This is a genomic window from Paraperibacillus marinus (assembly GCF_046237605.1).
Lineage (GTDB): Bacteria > Bacillota > Bacilli > Bacillales > DSM-1321 > Paraperibacillus > Paraperibacillus marinus.
Genome location: NZ_CP143542.1, coordinates 4043022 through 4058971, shown reverse-complemented (window position 1 = coordinate 4058971; position 15950 = coordinate 4043022). Strand labels below are relative to the sequence as shown.

The 15950-nt window shown below is 45.1% G+C and carries 18 protein-coding genes and 1 pseudogene; 12 read left to right on the top strand and 7 right to left on the bottom strand.

Annotated features, from left to right (window positions below; translation table 11 throughout):
* Positions 1–59: 59 nt before the first annotated feature.
* The 4 genes and pseudogenes from V1498_RS20485 to V1498_RS20470 form a co-directional block, all read right to left on the bottom strand.
* Positions 60–203, bottom strand: a complete 144-nt coding sequence (locus tag V1498_RS20485; RefSeq protein ID WP_409295896.1) for a hypothetical protein — start codon at positions 201–203, stop codon at positions 60–62.
* A 39-nt stretch (positions 204–242) separates the two neighbouring features.
* A complete protein-coding gene (locus tag V1498_RS20480) occupies positions 243–542 on the bottom strand; it encodes a hypothetical protein (protein WP_409299395.1) in 300 nt (99 codons plus the stop codon).
* A 23-nt stretch (positions 543–565) separates the two neighbouring features.
* Positions 566–994, bottom strand: coding sequence for a GNAT family N-acetyltransferase (locus V1498_RS20475; RefSeq protein WP_409295894.1), 429 nt, complete (start codon positions 992–994; stop codon positions 566–568).
* Between the two features lie 639 nt (positions 995–1633).
* Positions 1634–2209, bottom strand: a pseudogene (locus V1498_RS20470) (hypothetical protein); the annotation flags it as partial.
* 352 nt (positions 2210–2561) lie between these two features.
* Between V1498_RS20470 and V1498_RS20465 the strand changes: the two are divergent.
* The 3 genes from V1498_RS20465 to V1498_RS20455 are packed head-to-tail and all read left to right on the top strand — an operon-like array spanning position 2562 to position 5754.
* On the top strand, positions 2562–3449 hold the full coding sequence (locus V1498_RS20465) for a family 16 glycosylhydrolase (RefSeq protein ID WP_409295893.1): 888 nt from the start codon (positions 2562–2564) through the stop codon (positions 3447–3449).
* Entirely contained in the window at positions 3449–4810 is a 1362-nt protein-coding gene (locus tag V1498_RS20460; RefSeq protein ID WP_409295891.1) for a glycosyltransferase, read from the top strand. The genes V1498_RS20465 and V1498_RS20460 overlap by 1 nt, the downstream gene beginning before the upstream one ends.
* Before the next feature lie 17 nt (positions 4811–4827).
* Positions 4828–5754: a polysaccharide deacetylase family protein gene (locus V1498_RS20455; protein WP_409295889.1), complete on the top strand. Its 927-nt coding sequence runs from the start codon at positions 4828–4830 to the stop codon at positions 5752–5754.
* Between the two features lie 38 nt (positions 5755–5792).
* Here V1498_RS20455 and V1498_RS20450 read toward each other — a convergent pair whose 3' ends face one another.
* Complete coding sequence (locus tag V1498_RS20450) at positions 5793–6716, bottom strand: LytR family transcriptional regulator (RefSeq protein WP_409295888.1); 924 nt, start codon at positions 6714–6716, stop codon at positions 5793–5795.
* A 198-nt stretch (positions 6717–6914) separates the two neighbouring features.
* Here V1498_RS20450 and V1498_RS20445 point away from each other — a divergent pair, with 198 nt between their 5' ends.
* The 3 genes from V1498_RS20445 to V1498_RS20435 all read left to right on the top strand — a co-directional run bounded on the left by V1498_RS20445 (position 6915) and on the right by V1498_RS20435 (position 11828).
* Entirely contained in the window at positions 6915–8096 is a 1182-nt protein-coding gene (locus tag V1498_RS20445; RefSeq protein WP_409295886.1) for a cytochrome P450 family protein, read from the top strand.
* Positions 8097–8462: 366 nt separating this feature from the next.
* The gene (locus tag V1498_RS20440; RefSeq protein WP_409299393.1) at positions 8463–8885 is read left to right on the top strand and encodes a DUF2085 domain-containing protein; all 423 of its coding nucleotides are present in this window, start codon (positions 8463–8465) and stop codon (positions 8883–8885) included.
* 897 nt (positions 8886–9782) lie between these two features.
* Positions 9783–11828 carry an EAL domain-containing protein gene (locus V1498_RS20435; RefSeq protein WP_409295884.1) on the top strand — a complete coding sequence of 682 codons (2046 nt, stop codon included), beginning with the start codon at positions 9783–9785 and terminating at the stop codon, positions 11826–11828.
* A gap of 214 nt (positions 11829–12042) precedes the next feature.
* Here the strand turns inward: V1498_RS20435 and V1498_RS20430 are convergent, their stop codons facing one another.
* Positions 12043–12714, bottom strand: a complete 672-nt coding sequence (locus V1498_RS20430; protein WP_409295883.1) for a permease — start codon at positions 12712–12714, stop codon at positions 12043–12045.
* A gap of 185 nt (positions 12715–12899) precedes the next feature.
* On the opposite strand from V1498_RS20430, the gene V1498_RS20425 reads away from it, so the two are divergent.
* The 6 genes from V1498_RS20425 to V1498_RS20400 all read left to right on the top strand — a co-directional run bounded on the left by V1498_RS20425 (position 12900) and on the right by V1498_RS20400 (position 15604).
* Positions 12900–13256, top strand: coding sequence for an Imm8 family immunity protein (locus V1498_RS20425; protein ID WP_409295881.1), 357 nt, complete (start codon positions 12900–12902; stop codon positions 13254–13256).
* A 124-nt stretch (positions 13257–13380) separates the two neighbouring features.
* Complete coding sequence (locus V1498_RS20420; RefSeq protein ID WP_409295879.1) at positions 13381–13800, top strand: hypothetical protein; 420 nt, start codon at positions 13381–13383, stop codon at positions 13798–13800.
* A 38-nt stretch (positions 13801–13838) separates the two neighbouring features.
* The gene (locus V1498_RS20415) at positions 13839–14246 is read left to right on the top strand and encodes a hypothetical protein (protein WP_409295878.1); all 408 of its coding nucleotides are present in this window, start codon (positions 13839–13841) and stop codon (positions 14244–14246) included.
* 217 nt (positions 14247–14463) lie between these two features.
* On the top strand, positions 14464–14883 hold the full coding sequence (locus V1498_RS20410; protein ID WP_409295877.1) for a MarR family winged helix-turn-helix transcriptional regulator: 420 nt from the start codon (positions 14464–14466) through the stop codon (positions 14881–14883).
* On the top strand, positions 14867–15208 hold the full coding sequence (locus V1498_RS20405) for a DUF3147 family protein (RefSeq protein ID WP_409295875.1): 342 nt from the start codon (positions 14867–14869) through the stop codon (positions 15206–15208). Before V1498_RS20410 ends, V1498_RS20405 begins: the two co-directional genes overlap by 17 nt.
* 21 nt (positions 15209–15229) lie before the next feature.
* Positions 15230–15604 (top strand): SLAP domain-containing protein, encoded by a 375-nt coding sequence (locus V1498_RS20400; RefSeq protein ID WP_409295873.1) that lies wholly within the window; start codon positions 15230–15232, stop codon positions 15602–15604.
* On the opposite strand, the gene V1498_RS20395 is transcribed toward V1498_RS20400, so the two are convergent.
* Positions 15597–15908, bottom strand: a complete 312-nt coding sequence (locus V1498_RS20395) for a hypothetical protein (RefSeq protein WP_409295871.1) — start codon at positions 15906–15908, stop codon at positions 15597–15599. The two genes, V1498_RS20400 and V1498_RS20395, sit on opposite strands and share 8 nt — an antisense overlap.
* Between the last annotated feature and the right edge of the window lie 42 nt (positions 15909–15950).

Here is a 15950-nt window from a genome sequence, read left to right as displayed (position 1 = left end):
GGTACTTTCTGCGGCCGGAATAAGAAAAGGCGATTCCCTTTTACTAAGGTATCGCCCGATTACTTCGTTAACACATTAAAGATGATAAATACTGCAATAATTCCAGTTACAACCAGGCCGCCGATTGTAGGACTGCCATAGAAGGCTCTGTTCCAGCTGTCATTCTTTACTTTACTTTTTTCTTTCTTTTTTTCATTGTTCATTGAACCACCCCATTTCAGCCTATATTCCTTTCTAGTATTCTACATTTGAAGAGGAATTCCTCCATCATCTATGGGAATAAATACGACTGTGTAATCTGAACCTAATTCTTCCTTCACTTTTTCAGTAAGATTCAATCCGATGACATTATGTTCTTTTATGGGTATCACTCCATAGTGCTGCTGCCATTCAAATAGCTCATCTTTAATAGTTTCAGACAGTGGGAATTCATCAATATCTAAGTTCCAGCCGCATGTATGGCACCAGAGCGGCTCAGCATCATAATCAGCTTCCACTTTAATGGAACCTGTGACTTGGCAGCTGCAAACATTCGTTAACATCAAACATTATCCTCCCACGTGTCTTATAGCTTCTTATACAAAAAATAATGGTCGTATCCTTCAGGGAAGTCTTCTATTTTCCCATACACTTCATACCCCAGGCTTATATAAAAATCAGGCGCCTGAAAACTGAACGTATCTACCTTGATCATTCGGCATTTCTTCTCCACAGCGTACTCTTCGACCTTTTTCATGAGTTCTTTGCCATAACCCTCTCCTCTAAGGCTTTCATCCACCCAAAGAAATTGGATAGAAACACTCTGCATTTTTGTACTTCCCGAAATCCCGCCAAGGATGTTACCGTCATCATCCTTCACTTTAAAACAGAAATCTTCGTTTTTGAACTCAACATCCTTTTCTGATAAATGCTTTATATTAAACTCTCTTAATCTTTGCAGTATGTATGGTGTATCCTCTGGATTCCATTGTGTGTCGATTACTAGATTTTTCATGATTCATACCTCCTGGAACTTGATTTCTTTATAAACTAGAGCACCCTTTATATTAGTTAAAGCTTTCAATTCCATCTACATAGCTAACTAAAAAACCTCCACTAGGGGAGGTTATTTTAGTTTGAATTCAATAAATTGCTCGTCTGTTCCGCCATCATACGTATTGGAATCCATTGTCGGTCCTATTACTAATCGGATCTTTTCCACTTTACTCGGATCCGTGTTCATGATAAACCCAACTTCTCCTTGCTTTGTAACCTTACCATAATATTCTCCATCTTCATCTTCATCGTAATCTATAAAGTCTCCACCAGCAGAGTGATCAATATTCTCCTGCTTGCCTCCAGAGAATAAGATGGCCTGTGTAAAACCATTGAAGGTAATGTCCTTTTCAGAAGTATTCTGCCCGCTGTATTTAACATAGACATAGTTAAATTCATTTCCAATTTCTTTATCAGTCAGAAAACCAATGCGGTCCTGTTCGTCTTCTGGCAGATTTGTAACTTTTTTAAATGAAACCTCTTCTACTTTTAACTGTATAGGGTTAGCATCTATACTTTTTTGAGTTGCTATTGTGGAAATAACCTCAGATTTCTGTTCAGGCTGTTCAGCTTGCTTTTCTTCTGACGCTGTATCTTCTCCAAAGGCCTCTTCAAGGTCACTCATATTGGCTAAAACAGCATCTTTCAAATGATCATTCGCAACAATTTTGTATTCATCTTCTTTATTTTTTTTAAGGGTCAGTGTAATCGTCCGGGTATCGTAAGAAGCATCTTTTGCGTTCAGTTTTTTAATAACGGTCTTCTCCATTAATTTTTCCATTGCTTTATCGGAGTCTTCCCCTTCATTAAATGCAGAAGCAAAGGCAAGAGGCATTACTTCGCTTATAGCACTTGTATAAGCTTCTGCTACATCTATAGAGGTGATCTTCGCCTTAACCTTAGCTGTATCCCCTTTATTTGACACTTCTTTTATATCTTCAAATTTATATCCTCTAATAAAAGCTTTTATAAGTTTTTCACTTGCATCTTCTTTACTGTCATTCAGGACATTCGATTCAAAATCTTCGCTAACATAAGTACCGGCTTTTTCAATATCCCCTTTTTGAAAAGAGGTTAAGAAATCCTTTACGGTATCTTTAGGCTGGGGCTGGCCGCAAGCTGATAAGGTAACTGCCAAAAGTGTTGTTGAGATAATAGTCATTGTCTTTTTCATATAGATGCTCTCCCTAAGTAGTTTATTTAATTATATCGGAAATAACTGGTGTGGATTTATCAAAATTACAAAAAAAAAGAAAAAACTGCTTTCCGTTTGCCTGCCATCTGGGAATTGCGAGTTCATTAATAGAGGCTATTTGTCTATTAATGGATCAGGGTATCCTTTTCATCTATTGGGAATGTTTCAAGAAGCTGATCCTATATCACCCAAAAATGCTCGGAGTGTTCTTTATTAAGAATTTTTTATTCGTTATTTGGAAAAAAGTGTTTATCTGCAGCAGCATGGGTTATATAATAACTGTATGTTCTATATAAAGAACAAAGTGTGCGCTGGGAGAGGTGTGGAATTCATGCGGAAGAGAAAGGGAAGGCTGCTTCGGTATGCCTGGTGGTGTGCGCCTGTCTTGATTATAGGGCTTTTGGCGGGGGCAGAACTGCCCGATGTCCAGTTTTTATTCAGCAAGAATTTGAAGGGTGAGGCTCATGGTTCGGAAGACAGCAGACCTGATTCCGGAAGCGGACTCAAGCCCCAGGAAGAGGAATGGGTGATGGCTCCGCATGGCTGGAAAATGATCTGGAATGATGAATTCAATGGGGACGCCCTGGATTTGGATAAATGGATTCCGGAGGATTGGAAGGCAGATAAGAATAAGGAGCTTCAATATTACCTTCCCCACAATGTATCTGTACAGGACGGTGCCCTGAACATTGTCAGCAGGAGGGAGTCCTATAAGGGCAGGGCCTATACGTCAGGAGCCGTACATACGAAGGGAACCTTCAGCTTTCAATATGGCCGGGTGGAAATGAGGGCCAAGCTGCCAGGAGGGCAGGGAATTTTCCCGGCGTTCTGGATGATGCCGGATAAAAGGGATGCCTGGCTTCCGGAGATTGATATCGTGGAGATGCTCGGCCAGAAGCCCCATGAAATCTGGATGGTCTTTCACCGCGAGGAACGGGACGGCAAGATTACGAGGGCTGCATCCTATAAAGAGAATGATTTTACAAAGGATTTCCATACATACAGCCTGGAATGGACGCCGGAGGAGCTGGTCTGGGCCATCGACGGCATCGAGCGGTTCAGAATCAAAGGGGATATCCCGAGGGAAAAGATGTACTTGTATGCGAATACGGCGGTGGGCGGCAATTGGCCGGGGAAACCTGATGGAAGTACCATCTTCCCGGTGTCCTACCTGATTGATTATATAAGAGTCTACCAGAGGACGGAAGGAGACGTGTGATGTTCTTTGTGATAACCGCTGCCTTGTTTGTTCTGTTTATTACCTTTCAGCTTCTCTATATCTTTATTCCCTTGTTCTCGGTGAAAGGTGCGCCGCCTGCCGAGGGAGATGAGGAGGCGGGGATTACCGTGCTCGTTCCAGCCTATAACGAGGAAGCCATCATTTTAAACTGTCTTCAGGGAGTCGTGAATGTCTCATACTCAAACTGTGAGACAATCTTTATCAATGACGGCTCCAATGACCGGACCCTGGAAGTGCTGGATGAAAGCCTGAAATTGATGCTGATTGACAGAAAGCCTGCCCATTGTTTAAGCTATGCGGCCGTGAAGGGAGTCTATCAATCTGCAAAATTTCCTTCCATTTATGTGATCAATAAGCTGAACGGGGGGAAGGCGGATGCGCTTAATGCCGGGGGAGACTATGCGCAGCATGACATTGTCATCACACTTGATGCCGACAGTGTGCTGGATCCGAATTCCCTGAAGGAGATGAACAGGGCTTTCAAGGATGAAAAGGTGCTGGCTGCCGGCGGAATGGTCCAGATCACCCAGGGCTTCCGCGGCGACTTCCGGAAGCCGACCCCGATCTTCGGCGTCCCCTGGCTGATCCGCTATCAGATCCTTCAGTATCTGACCAATTTCTATCTTCATAAGACTACCCAGGCGAAGCTGCGGTCCATCTCTGTTATCGCCGGGGCCTTCGGCGCTTTCCGGAAGCAGGCGCTGTATGAAGCGAAAGGTTACCGGAAGACGGTGGGAGAGGATATGGATATCACGCTCCGGATGCAGGAGCTGATAAAAAAGAAATACAAGGGCTATAAGATGCTGTTTGTAGCGGCGGCCGTCTGCTACACCGAATGTCCGGCTACCTTCAAAAGTCTGTGCGGACAGCGGTTCCGCTGGCAGAAGGGATTCATTGACTGCGTCTTCAACTATAAAAAGGCCTTCTTCACGAAACTCGGTTTTTCCGTATCGACCTTTCTCATCCTGGACTCATTCATTCTTGGGACGCTGAATGCCTTCCCGTCGCTCTTGATTCCACTGTTCCTTTTATATAAAAAGTCCCTGCTGTTTGCCATGGCACTTCTGCTCATTACGGTGCTGCTTGCTTATCAGAGCTTTGCGGCCATCGTCATCTGCAGGCGGTACGGCGTGAATTACGGCCGGTCGGATTATGTGAAGATTGCCATCTTCATCCCGCTTGAGATCATCAGCTACCGCCTGCTCGGAATCTTTTTTGTCACAGTCGGCACCATTCTGTACTTCAAAAACAAGGAAGGCTGGCGGTCGCCTGAGCGAATCGGCAAAGTCTATCAGACCTTTGGTGACGAATTGAACATATCAAGGGAAAAAGCAATCTAGCTCTTGTGGGGTGAACTATGAAGCGATATTTTTTCAATGCCGTTTATACGCTGCTGTTTGCACTGACCTTTGTCTTCCTCATTTCTGCCTTTTCCGATGTGCTGGTAGAGGCCATCGTTCCAAAGAAGCAGTCCCTGCCTAAGAATTACAACCTTGACATCCGCTTCTGCCAGAAGTGGGCCGGCGGGGTCAGAAGCTTCGGGATACCAGAAGGGAAAGGGGCGAAGGAGGTTACCGTCCTCCTGTATCACCGCATTATCGACGATAAGGCCGTCAACAGCAAGCATTACACCGAGAATGGGAAGCTGCATTCTACCATTGTTTTGAAATCCCAATTCGAACAGCAGATGCGCTATCTCGACCAACACGGCTACACGACGCTTACGACCGAGGAATTCCAGCTCTTTGTGGAAAACAGGATGACCGTTCCGGAGAAGAGTGTGTTAATCACCTTTGATGACGGCTTCCGTGATAATTATCATGAAGCCTATCCGATTCTGAAAAAGCATCATTTGACGGCAGTCAATTTTCTCATCACGAGTTATTTATCGGATACAAGTCCCTATCAAAAAGGTGAAGTGCAATACATGAACCCGGATGTAATTGAAAAAAGCTGTGATGTATTTGAATTCCAAAGCCACACCTATGACTTCCATCAATTGACCGGGGATGGAACTCCCTATCTGCAGGCAAAATCCAAAGCGGAAATAAAAGAAGACATTGCCATCAGCCTGCAAAACCTGAAGCTTGAGCGGCCGATGTTTGCCTATCCATACGGAGGATTCAATGACGACTCTGTTCAGGCCCTGAAGGAACTGAACGTTAAGATGGCCTTCAATTCTGAAGAGGGACGGGTTCATCCGAATATGAAGAAGCTGCTGATTCCCCGGGTGGCCGTTGAGCCTGGGGATAGCCTGGAGGATTTTATTAAATTGATAGAATGAAAGAAGGCATCACCCGCGGCGGGTGATGCCTCTTCTTGTTATATTTCCAGATGCTCCTTCAAGTGAGCCTGCAGGCGTGCCCGCTCTTCTTCTGGAACGATATAATAATAGATTTTATCGATCTTGGTTCCGGAACCGTTGACCTGATTTTGTTCGATGTTATTCTGGACGCCACGGTAGTTCTTCTGGATGTCCATCATCTGGTCAAATGTGAGGTTCGTTCTTACATTGTTTCCAAGTGCCTTAAAGATGTCGCTGTAGCCTGTCAAGGATGATAGGCTGGCGCCCTCCTGGATGACTCCCTGGATGATCTGGCGCTGACGCTGCTGGCGGCCGAAGTCTCCGCGCGGATCTTCGTACCGCATGCGTGAATATTTCAATGCTTTAGCTCCATCAAGGTTGACGCTTCCTTTCGGGAAGTGGACGCCTTCATAGGTGAAATCGAGGTCATTGTTGACGGTGATTCCGCCCACGGAATCCACGATATCCTTAAAGCCTTCCATATTAATCTGCACAAAATAATCAATCGGGATATCGAGGAAGTTTTCCACGGTATTCATGGCCATTTCTACGCCGCCGAAGGCATAGGCATGGTTGATTTTATCCTGTGTTCCCTTGCCGACGATCTCTGTCCGCGTGTCGCGCGGGATGCTCAGCATCTGGACCGAATTTTTATTTGGATTCACGGAGAGCACAATCAATGAGTCAGAGCGGCCGCGGTCATTCTTCCGTTCGTCCACGCCGAGTAGCAGTACGGAAAAAGGCTCTTTCTTATCAAGGGTAACGGCTTTTCCGCGTTTATCGGAAACTTTTCGATCTATTGGCTGGTGCATCGTATCAACTGCAGACGTAAGTGACTTGTAGACCGAGAAGAGATAGGCGCCTCCGGCAACCACCAGCAGCAGGACAATAATCCCAAATACCTTGGGCCATTTCTTCTTTTTCTTTTTCTCTGATCTCATCTTATCCCCCATGCTTTAAAGAAAATGTCATTCATTTTACTAGAATACCAGATTTCAGCAGGATTGGTAACATTTTTTTAGAAATGGTTAATGAAGCTAAATACCTGTTTCCGTTGATTCAGACGCCTGGGATTAGGGCATTTTATCCAAATGTGCTAGAGTGAAGTTACCTGAACATTCTGAAAGGAGATTTCCATTTTGAACCCTAAAGATGCGCTGTTTACAAAGGAATTTACCCGCAATCCATACCCGCTTTACTCGGAGCTCAGGGAAACGGAGCCCCTGTACCGGACGATGTTTCCGGACGGGCAGTCAGGCTGGATGGTGACTAGATATCATGATGCTGTGGAAGTTTTGAAGGATTCCCGGTTCATAAAAGATTTTGCAAAACTGTATGGCGGCAATATGGGTCATGAGAGCATTTTTACAGAAAATATGCTGTTCTCGGATCCGCCCGATCATAAGCGTCTCCGTGGTCTTGCCCAAAAGGCTTTCACACCGCAGATGATTGCAAAAATGAGAGGACGCATCCAGGAAATTACGGATGATCTGCTTGATGCTGCGGCCGGAAAAGAAAAAATGAATCTGATCGATGACTTCGCTTTCCCGCTTCCGATCATCGTAATCTGCGAGATGCTTGGAGTTCCGGCAGCTGACCGTGATAAGTTCCGGATCTGGTCCAACTCGCTGATCGAGGGCTCAAACGGCGAGCATGCGAATGAAATCTATCAGCATATGAATGAGTTTGTGGAATACCTCAGAAATTGGGTTGCAAGAACGCGGGAAAATCTTGGCGATGATATGATCAGCAAGCTGATCATTGCCGAGGAGGAGGGCGATAAGCTGACAGAGCGCGAGCTGTACGGCCTGGTATCGCTGCTCATCATAGCCGGCCATGAAACGACCGTCAACCTGATCGGCAATGCTGTGCTTGCCCTGCTCGAGCATCCAGATCAAAAGGAGATGCTAAGGGAGAATCCCGAGCTCATCCAGAAGACGGTTGAAGAAGCGCTGCGCTATAACGGGCCGGTCGAATTCAGTACCTCCAGATGGGCCGGTGAGGACTTTGAGTTCAAGGGACAGCAGCTGAAAAAAGGCGACCTCGTCATCGTCGCCCTCAACTCCGCCAATCATGACGGCGAGAAATTCAGCGACCCAGATGTGTTTGACATCACCCGCGAAACAAGCCAGCATCTCGCCTTCGGCACAGGCATCCACCTCTGCCTCGGTGCACCGCTCGCCAGACTCGAAGGCGAAATCGCCATCAGCTCCATCCTCAACCGCTTCCCGGACATGAAGCTCGATGTGGCGAAGGAAGAACTGGAATGGCGGCCGGGGATGATTGTGAGAGGGGTTAAGGAGATTCCGTTGAAGCTATAATTGAAACGTAAGGCGCTGTATGCAGGGTTTTGGCCTGGGTGCGGCGCTTTTTTTGTGGGGTGAGGCGGTCTGGTTGATATTGGATGCTGCGCTTTTACTGATTTGTCTCAAAAATTTGTTTGGGCATTGAATCCCTATATGCTACATTGAAAAGTGAAGTTAGAAGAATGTTCGGTTTATGAGGGGGATGGGAGATGTTTTTTGCAGGAATTACAGCAATCCTGGTTTTTTTGATTACAGGAATATACCTTCTGGTGAAGGGGGAGTATGTGGGCGGTTCTGTGATGACGGGGATGGGGATTGTCCTCATGATTGTGATGTACCGGCATTATCATTCCAAGCGGCGAAAGAAAGACTCATCGTGTGATGAGTATTTGGACTGCGATTGTACGAGTATCGGCCTGTTCCGAGCGGTTGATTGCGACAAACTGGACTGCACACCAGATTGTACCCACTAGAATGAAAGAATTATTGACTCTAGTTCCATGTCACCGCATGCCTTCCCGCTGCCTCCATATCAAAGGAAAGCCGATGCCCCTCTGTGCAAGATGTTCAGCCATGCTGATCGGGTACTTATTTCTTCCGCTCATACTCATTCTTCCTGTTCATTCCCCATTTTGGCTCTGCTTCCTCCTCATGTGCCCGCTATTAATAGATGGATTTACACAGCGGTGGAAATGGCGGGAAAGCACCAATGCGCTCCGGTTCATCACAGGGCTGCTGTTTGGTATCGGCCAATCCCTTTTTATCAGTGCCAGCTTTCATTGGTTTGTCGGCTTTTTGCTGTAGTGTACTATAGTTGAATAAAGGGCCAATCTGTTTTTGGGGAGGTTCGCCCTGATGTTATGCACCGCATGCAGGCTTTTTGTCTGGAATGCGGTGCTTTTTTGTTAGCTGGGGTGGTGGCTGGTTTTCGATTAACTATCCGTTTGTATTGGGATAATTTAATAAAGGGCCAGATTATAACGGGGGAGCAGGATCCGGGGAAGATATCAGTGAATAAAATGCTAATCTGCAGCTGTTTTTTGAACAAATGGGACTCAATTTTAATAGATTGGAAGGCTGGACGGGTGAATTGGCTGCTGGTGCGGTAATTCTGCGGGGTGAGGATGCCCTGGAGAGGCTGTCGGCGTGGCGTTACTTGCGGAAACGGACAGCTTACTTGCGCAAATCACGATTTACTTGCGGGAGTCGCGGGTTTACTTGCGGGAATCGAAATTTACTTGCGGAAATCAAGATTTACTTGCGAAAAATGACCATTTACTTGCGAACGGCATCCACGCGTATCCAGCGGCACTCAAGCGGGCGAAGCTGTACCGAGGATGAAAAGCATCACATGGAAGCATTTTTTGATTAAATGGAGTTCAATTTTAATAGATTGGAAGGCTGGACGGGTGAAATTGCTGCTGGTGCGGTAATTCTTTGGGGTGAGGATGCTCTGGAGAGGCTGTCGGAGGGGCGTTACTTGCGGAAACGGACAGCTTACTTGCGGAAATCAAGATTTACTAGCGAAAAATGACCATTTACTTGCGAACGGCATCCTCTCAGCAGACCCACCGCATCCAAACGGCACCCCTGCCACAGGACTCCGTCACAATTTAATCAAACGTTTGATTAAAATCAGATGTAAAGCGGCGGTAAGCAGCCGATATAACAGTATAACCTTTTGTATCGTGAGGAGTTTTTATGTTTACTGTTCCTGAATCTGTAACTATCCTGAATGGGGAGTATTCCCCTACGATTGTGGCGCTGTCTGTGATTTTGGCGTGCTGTGCGTCGTACACGGCACTTTCTATGAACGACCGGATCCAGCAGAACAGCTTTTTCCACCGGTTTTTCTGGCTGCTGCTGGCGTCTGCGGCGATGGGGTTCGGCATTTGGTCGATGCATTTCATCGGCATGGGCGCGTTTATGCTGCCGGTGGAGATGAGCTATGATCTGACGCTTACGGTGCTTTCGATCATACCGGCGATGATTGCTTCCATCCTCGCTTTTTATATCGCGAATGAGGCGAAGCGCAGCCTTCCGTTGTTTATCCTGTCCGGTGTAATCATGGGCACGGGAATTTCCGCCATGCATTATATCGGAATGGCGGCGATGAAGATGGAGATCCGCTATGCCTACAAGCCGTTCAGCTTCGCGCTCTCCATCGTGATTGCTATGGTGGTGAGCTTCATCGCCCTCTATATCTTTTCGTCCATGAAGCACTTAATGGGCAATGGCCTGATCAAATCCATTACGGCCGTCATCATGGGGCTCGGCATCTCGAGCATGCATTATACCGGCATGGCCTCGGTCACCTTTTTCATCAGTCCCGAAAAATCGCATATGATCCATATGGTCCACCGGATGGATAACACGGTGCTTGTCACCGCAGTGGCGATTGGGACAATCATGCTGCTGCTTCTATCAGGTTTGTCCGGAATCATTGACAAGTATGTGGAATTCCGGATGAATTCCTTTGACCTGCTTACACAGCTGCCAAACCGCAGGCAGTTTGAACGGGCATTAAAGAGCCATGCGAGCAGCATGGTCGGCCTTGTTCATATTCATAATCTTGATAAATGGAATCTAAGCTACGGCTACCGGCTGGGCGATTATCTCCTGGCAGCTGTCGGCGGGATGCTAGCGGGGAAAAAGACGGCGGGTGCCGGAGTGTACCGCATCCAGGGAAACCGCTTTGCTGTTGTAGGAAGAGAGCAGGAAGTGAAAGAAGCACTGGAATCCTTTTCAGCCGCCGTCAGCCAGCCCCTGATCATCCAGGGTCATGAACTCTTGATTGATACAGTCATTTCCTACTCCTCGAGGAAAAACAAGGAGAGCGGGGAAGAGCTGTTTGCTAACGCCTTGGCTGTGCTTCATCATTCCTCGATTACGTACAAGAACCAGGTGATCCAATATGATCCGGGTGTCCATACGTATAATCTGGAGCAGCAGCTGATTTCAGATATCGAGCGGGCGATGGAGGAGCATGAGCTCTATCTTGTCTACCAGCCGAAAATCTGTGCGGCCACGAAGGAAGTCAAAGGACTAGAAGCGCTGATCCGCTGGAATCATCCCGAGCACGGATTCCTGTCGCCGGCCCTTTTCATTCCGGTGCTGGAGCGCTCGGGTAAAATGGTAGCCCTGACTGACTGGATCATCAAGATGGTCTGTGAACAGATTGTCGCCTGGAAGCGGGAAGGCAGGCCGGTCATCCAGGTGGGCATCAATATACCCGGAACGTACATCACCTCGGCCCGGCTTCTGGATACGCTCAATAACTTGGTCCGGTCCTACGGCATCCAGCCGGAGAACATTGAGCTCGAGATCACCGAAACGTCTGTTATCAGTGACATCGAAAACGCCATCCGGGCCGTCGGTGAATTCCGGAAAAACGGCTATTCCGTTGCTCTCGATGACTTCGGCACAGGCGTTTCATCGCTTTCTTATCTGAAGCGCCTGCCGATCTCTACCCTGAAGATCGACAAATCATTCGTCGATGGAGTGCCTGGCTGCAACAAGGATTCAGCCATCATCTCCGCCATTATCTCGCTCTGCCACTCCCTGGACATTGAAACCGTCATTGAGGGCGTAGAGACCGAAAATCAATACGATTACCTGCATTCACTTTCTTCCCAATCCGTCATCCAGGGCTATTACTTTGCCAAGCCGATGAAGGCCGAGGAAATTGCTGGATGGCGGAAAGGGTTCATCGACAAACAAAGCGGCAGAGTGCCGGCTACCATATGAACGTACGCGCAGCATACAAAATCTTGTTTGCTGCGTCTTTTTGTTTTATGGTCTTATTGAAGATTAGCTCCCTTTAGTGTTTTTTCATCCTTGCTCTTAATCAAATTAGCTACCTTACGTAAAACGCTATCCATATTATGAGATTTTCTCAATCATATATATCTGTCCCCTTTTAGAATCATAAAAATCCCAAATGGTCTAACTTTACATTTATTTATATAAATCTACTTAAATATTCGCCAAATATTTTGTTCATAACTTTGGGTGTGTTTTCTATATAAATATTAATTTGATCTGTGTTCGATTCGAATGAATCAGAGTTACTTTCTTCTGTTGGAAAATCAGATATCCCTTTTATAATAATGCACTCAACATCATTCTTCCTGCAGATATAAGCAATGGCACCCGATTCTGTATCGGCTATTATGATTTTATTTTCTTTAAGTTCTAAATAATCCTTCCACATCACTACTGCTTTATCAGCGGTGCCAATTGTTCCGGTATAAAAATCATTTCCATATTTCGATAGGTCAATATCGACTATGAAGGATTGTTTAATAAATGGCTCAATTTCTTTTACCGTGCAATCATATTGAACGGCTTTATCGGGTACGAAAATATCCAAAACACTGAACTTATCATCTATTCCTGCACATGTTCCAGAAACGATTACTTTCGTTAAATTAAATTTAGAAATCATATACTGATTACCGCCAACACCATTTACTTTTCTTACACCGGTACTATAAAAAATAAGTTCAGTATCATTAATGGTTCGCATGAAATACTCACCATAAGGATAATCGAAACGTTCGTAATCTTTTATATTGAAGTATTTAAGTGTCGCTTCATATTCCCACTTCGTTGCTATACTTATTCCTATCATCGACTTATCACCCTGCAAATAAAATTTGTCACTATTGAAGGTCTATACACGGTCTGAATTTCATTTTTATCATTAGAAAAGCCCCTTATCACTTAATATAACACAGCTTATTCCTATAACTTCCAATTATTTATGATTGCAGTTTCAGTCTATTTGAATTTAAGAAAGGGCGGGGGGGAATGACAATGCTTGAAATCAAGGACGTTTACTCATCAGATATTAATGAAGTGTGGAAGTGGGTGCCGCGCGATGCAGAAGAGATCTATTATTTGCTGGAGTTTAATGTTGGGTATGTAAACGATGAGGCATCCGATATTTTTTATGTTTTCGTTGCTTCGCCTGAAGGCTTAAGAAAACGAAAAAAAACCAGCTCAGACTGGGTGACACATAAGCATCTCATTGTCAGGGATTACAGCTTTGATCTGGTAGAAGCAAAAATAACTGAAATTCTCTTTAAATGCACCGGGTCTGACTGGGAGAAGAGTGTGCAAAACTTAGTGAAGTATTTTGATTGGGAATTTGATGGGCGTGGATTTATTTAAGTCTAAATATCATTATAATTACCTAGCTTGCCTGGTTCTTATTTAAGAAGATGTCTGAAGTTGTCAATATTAATGCGTATTCAACTATTCAATGTAAGTACTAAACGTTAGGGAGTCTGAAGAAATGAGTATGATCACCTATGTGGGCTTTAATTTCCCCATAAAGCCAAGTGAAGATGTTGTAGAAAATGAATTTGAAGTTTACTATGTCTGCCCCGATGAAGAACATCGTGGCATAGTTAAACAAAAGCATTTTACGACGCCTTATATCTATGAGATTTTACAAGCAAATCCTATTTGGGAATTGACGGACTATAACAAGGCTCATTCACCACATAACTATGAAAAATCCAGAAAAACTTTTCTCCATATTTGTCATTCACTAAAAGAATTACTTCCAAAAGGTGATATTTGTGAGATTTACATCTGTTGGGACGGAGAAGAAAAGGAAGAACGCGAAGTGGAGTTAAAGGTTAATTTAAATGATTTACAAATGGAAACGATTGAAATATATGAAAAATGCTTTATTCTGGTAGAAAACTAAGGAAATTTCGAGTTATTTTCCCGTTGGAGGTTTTTATTATGTTTACCGTCGATCAATATCTGAGTTCTATAAAAGCTAATCTGGAGAAAAAAACTGATTTGCTGGTGAGTACTCTCAAAAATGTTTTTTCATACAACTTCCCTGCTGATATAGATTTATTGGATTTCAATGCGTTCATTGAACCTACCAGGTTCGAGTTATCCATAATAATGTTTTCAGTGGATAGAGAGGCCAATGAAGTTATTTACAGCGGAAGTGACAAAACGGTTTTTGCCGGCAGTGAAGAGGTACTTTCAAATATCGAGTATTATCAGTTAAAGGACAGTCAGTCAGACGAATTTTCGGAGTTTTATGATCAACATGAAGGGAGCTGGAGTCACAGGAGCACCAAGTTTTTACAGACTGGTTTAGACAATGCTGGGAAGAAGCAGGGGGCCATTCCTTGAAGGTACCATCGTATTTTGTTTTTCATGATGATTACATGTCTTATGATTTAAAGAAAAATGAGTGGATTGAAAATGAAGAAGAAAAATGGTCCTAAACTTTGAAGAATGCCTGGCTGGCATTCTTTTTTTATGATCCGGAGAAAGAATGGTTGCTATTTATTTCTTATATATCGTAATATAAGATATATTCTTAAACAACGATACAGAGGAGTCCCAAATGAAAGAAATCATAGAACTAAATCAGCTCTGGACCGATATATACTACCAATTGCGTTATAACCAGCAGGAAAAAATCACTCACCAGGCTGTGAGGATCCTGCAGGTGATTCAGAAGGAGATAGCGGTCGGAATCAAGGAAGTCGCACAGGCGATCGGGGTTTCGCACAATACGGCTTCTGAACACATCAAACGTTTGATTGAAAAGAAGTATGTGATGAAAACGCGCTCCCACGAGGATGAGCGGCAGGTTGTGTTAAAGCTTACGGATCTTGGGAGCGGTGTGCTGCACCGGCATTCCAGTTTGGATGAGGAGAAGCTGGAGCTCCTGTTTGAAAAAATGAGTCCCGGGGAGCGGGAGCTGATCCTCCAGGCGTTTACACTTTTGAGGGAGAAGGCAAAAGATGTTTCCGATCATTAAAATTCTCGCCTCGGCCGTTATCATTGGCGTGATAACCGAGATTGCCCGGAGATTTCCGCAGCAGGGCGGCATTATTGCGGCTCTGCCTATCGTCAGCATGCTCAGTATCTTTTGGCTGTTTGTCCAGGGAGAGCAGAAGGAAACGCTGAGCCGATTTGCACTCGGTGTCGCCTGGGGGATTCCGGCCACAGCGGTGATGCTTTTGATCATAGGAATCGCTCTCAAGCATTCCATTCACCTGGTAATCTCATTCGGCCTAGGGCTGATCGGCTGGCTGCTGTTTTTGCTGGCGCAGGATACCGTCGTTAAATATATGTCCAACTGAAATAGAGAGGGAGTGTGAGGTATGCAGCAATTACAATTTGAAGCATCATGGGATAAAGCGATAGCGGGGGTGGACCGGAAAAATATTGAGCGGATCTTTAATGAAACAAAGCACCTGCAACGCTCCGTCATCCTGTTTTCACCTGTTCGGGAAGCCATTAATCATAGAGAGGCGCTCCTCGTGACGGTGCTGGTACACAACTTCACAGACGCAGCGTTTCGCTTTGATGGGGTGAAATTACGTTATAGTGTCGAGGGAGCAGCGTTGGGTGAGGATGCTTTCACACTGCCTTTGGTTATTCCATCAGGAGTGAGCATGCCCTGGACGTTTATTTTTCCGTGGGGGAGTTATACCCCAGGGGCTACTTTTGAGAATGGAGAGTTGGAAATTATTTAATCTGGGAGAGTTGATCAATCAGCATGAAGAAGAGGACAACCAGCACATTCATCCCAGCCAGAACGGCAAAGTGCCAGCCCACCACTATGTCACTGATCTGAAACGCAATGGGAAACAGAATCGCCTCGAGTCCAAAAGCGATGACGACCCATCCGATCTGCGCTGCCAATTTCTTTTCGTTTTTCGGGACAAACATCTCATGATTTCCGGCGATGAAGGATGTTTTGCCTTTGCGGATGATGAGGGTTCCTATTATCATAATAAGAATTCCGAATGCAGTTAAAATAAGGGAAGGAATGAGCATGGGCCGGCCTCCTAAGAATTTTTTTCAGTATGGCTGCTCGGT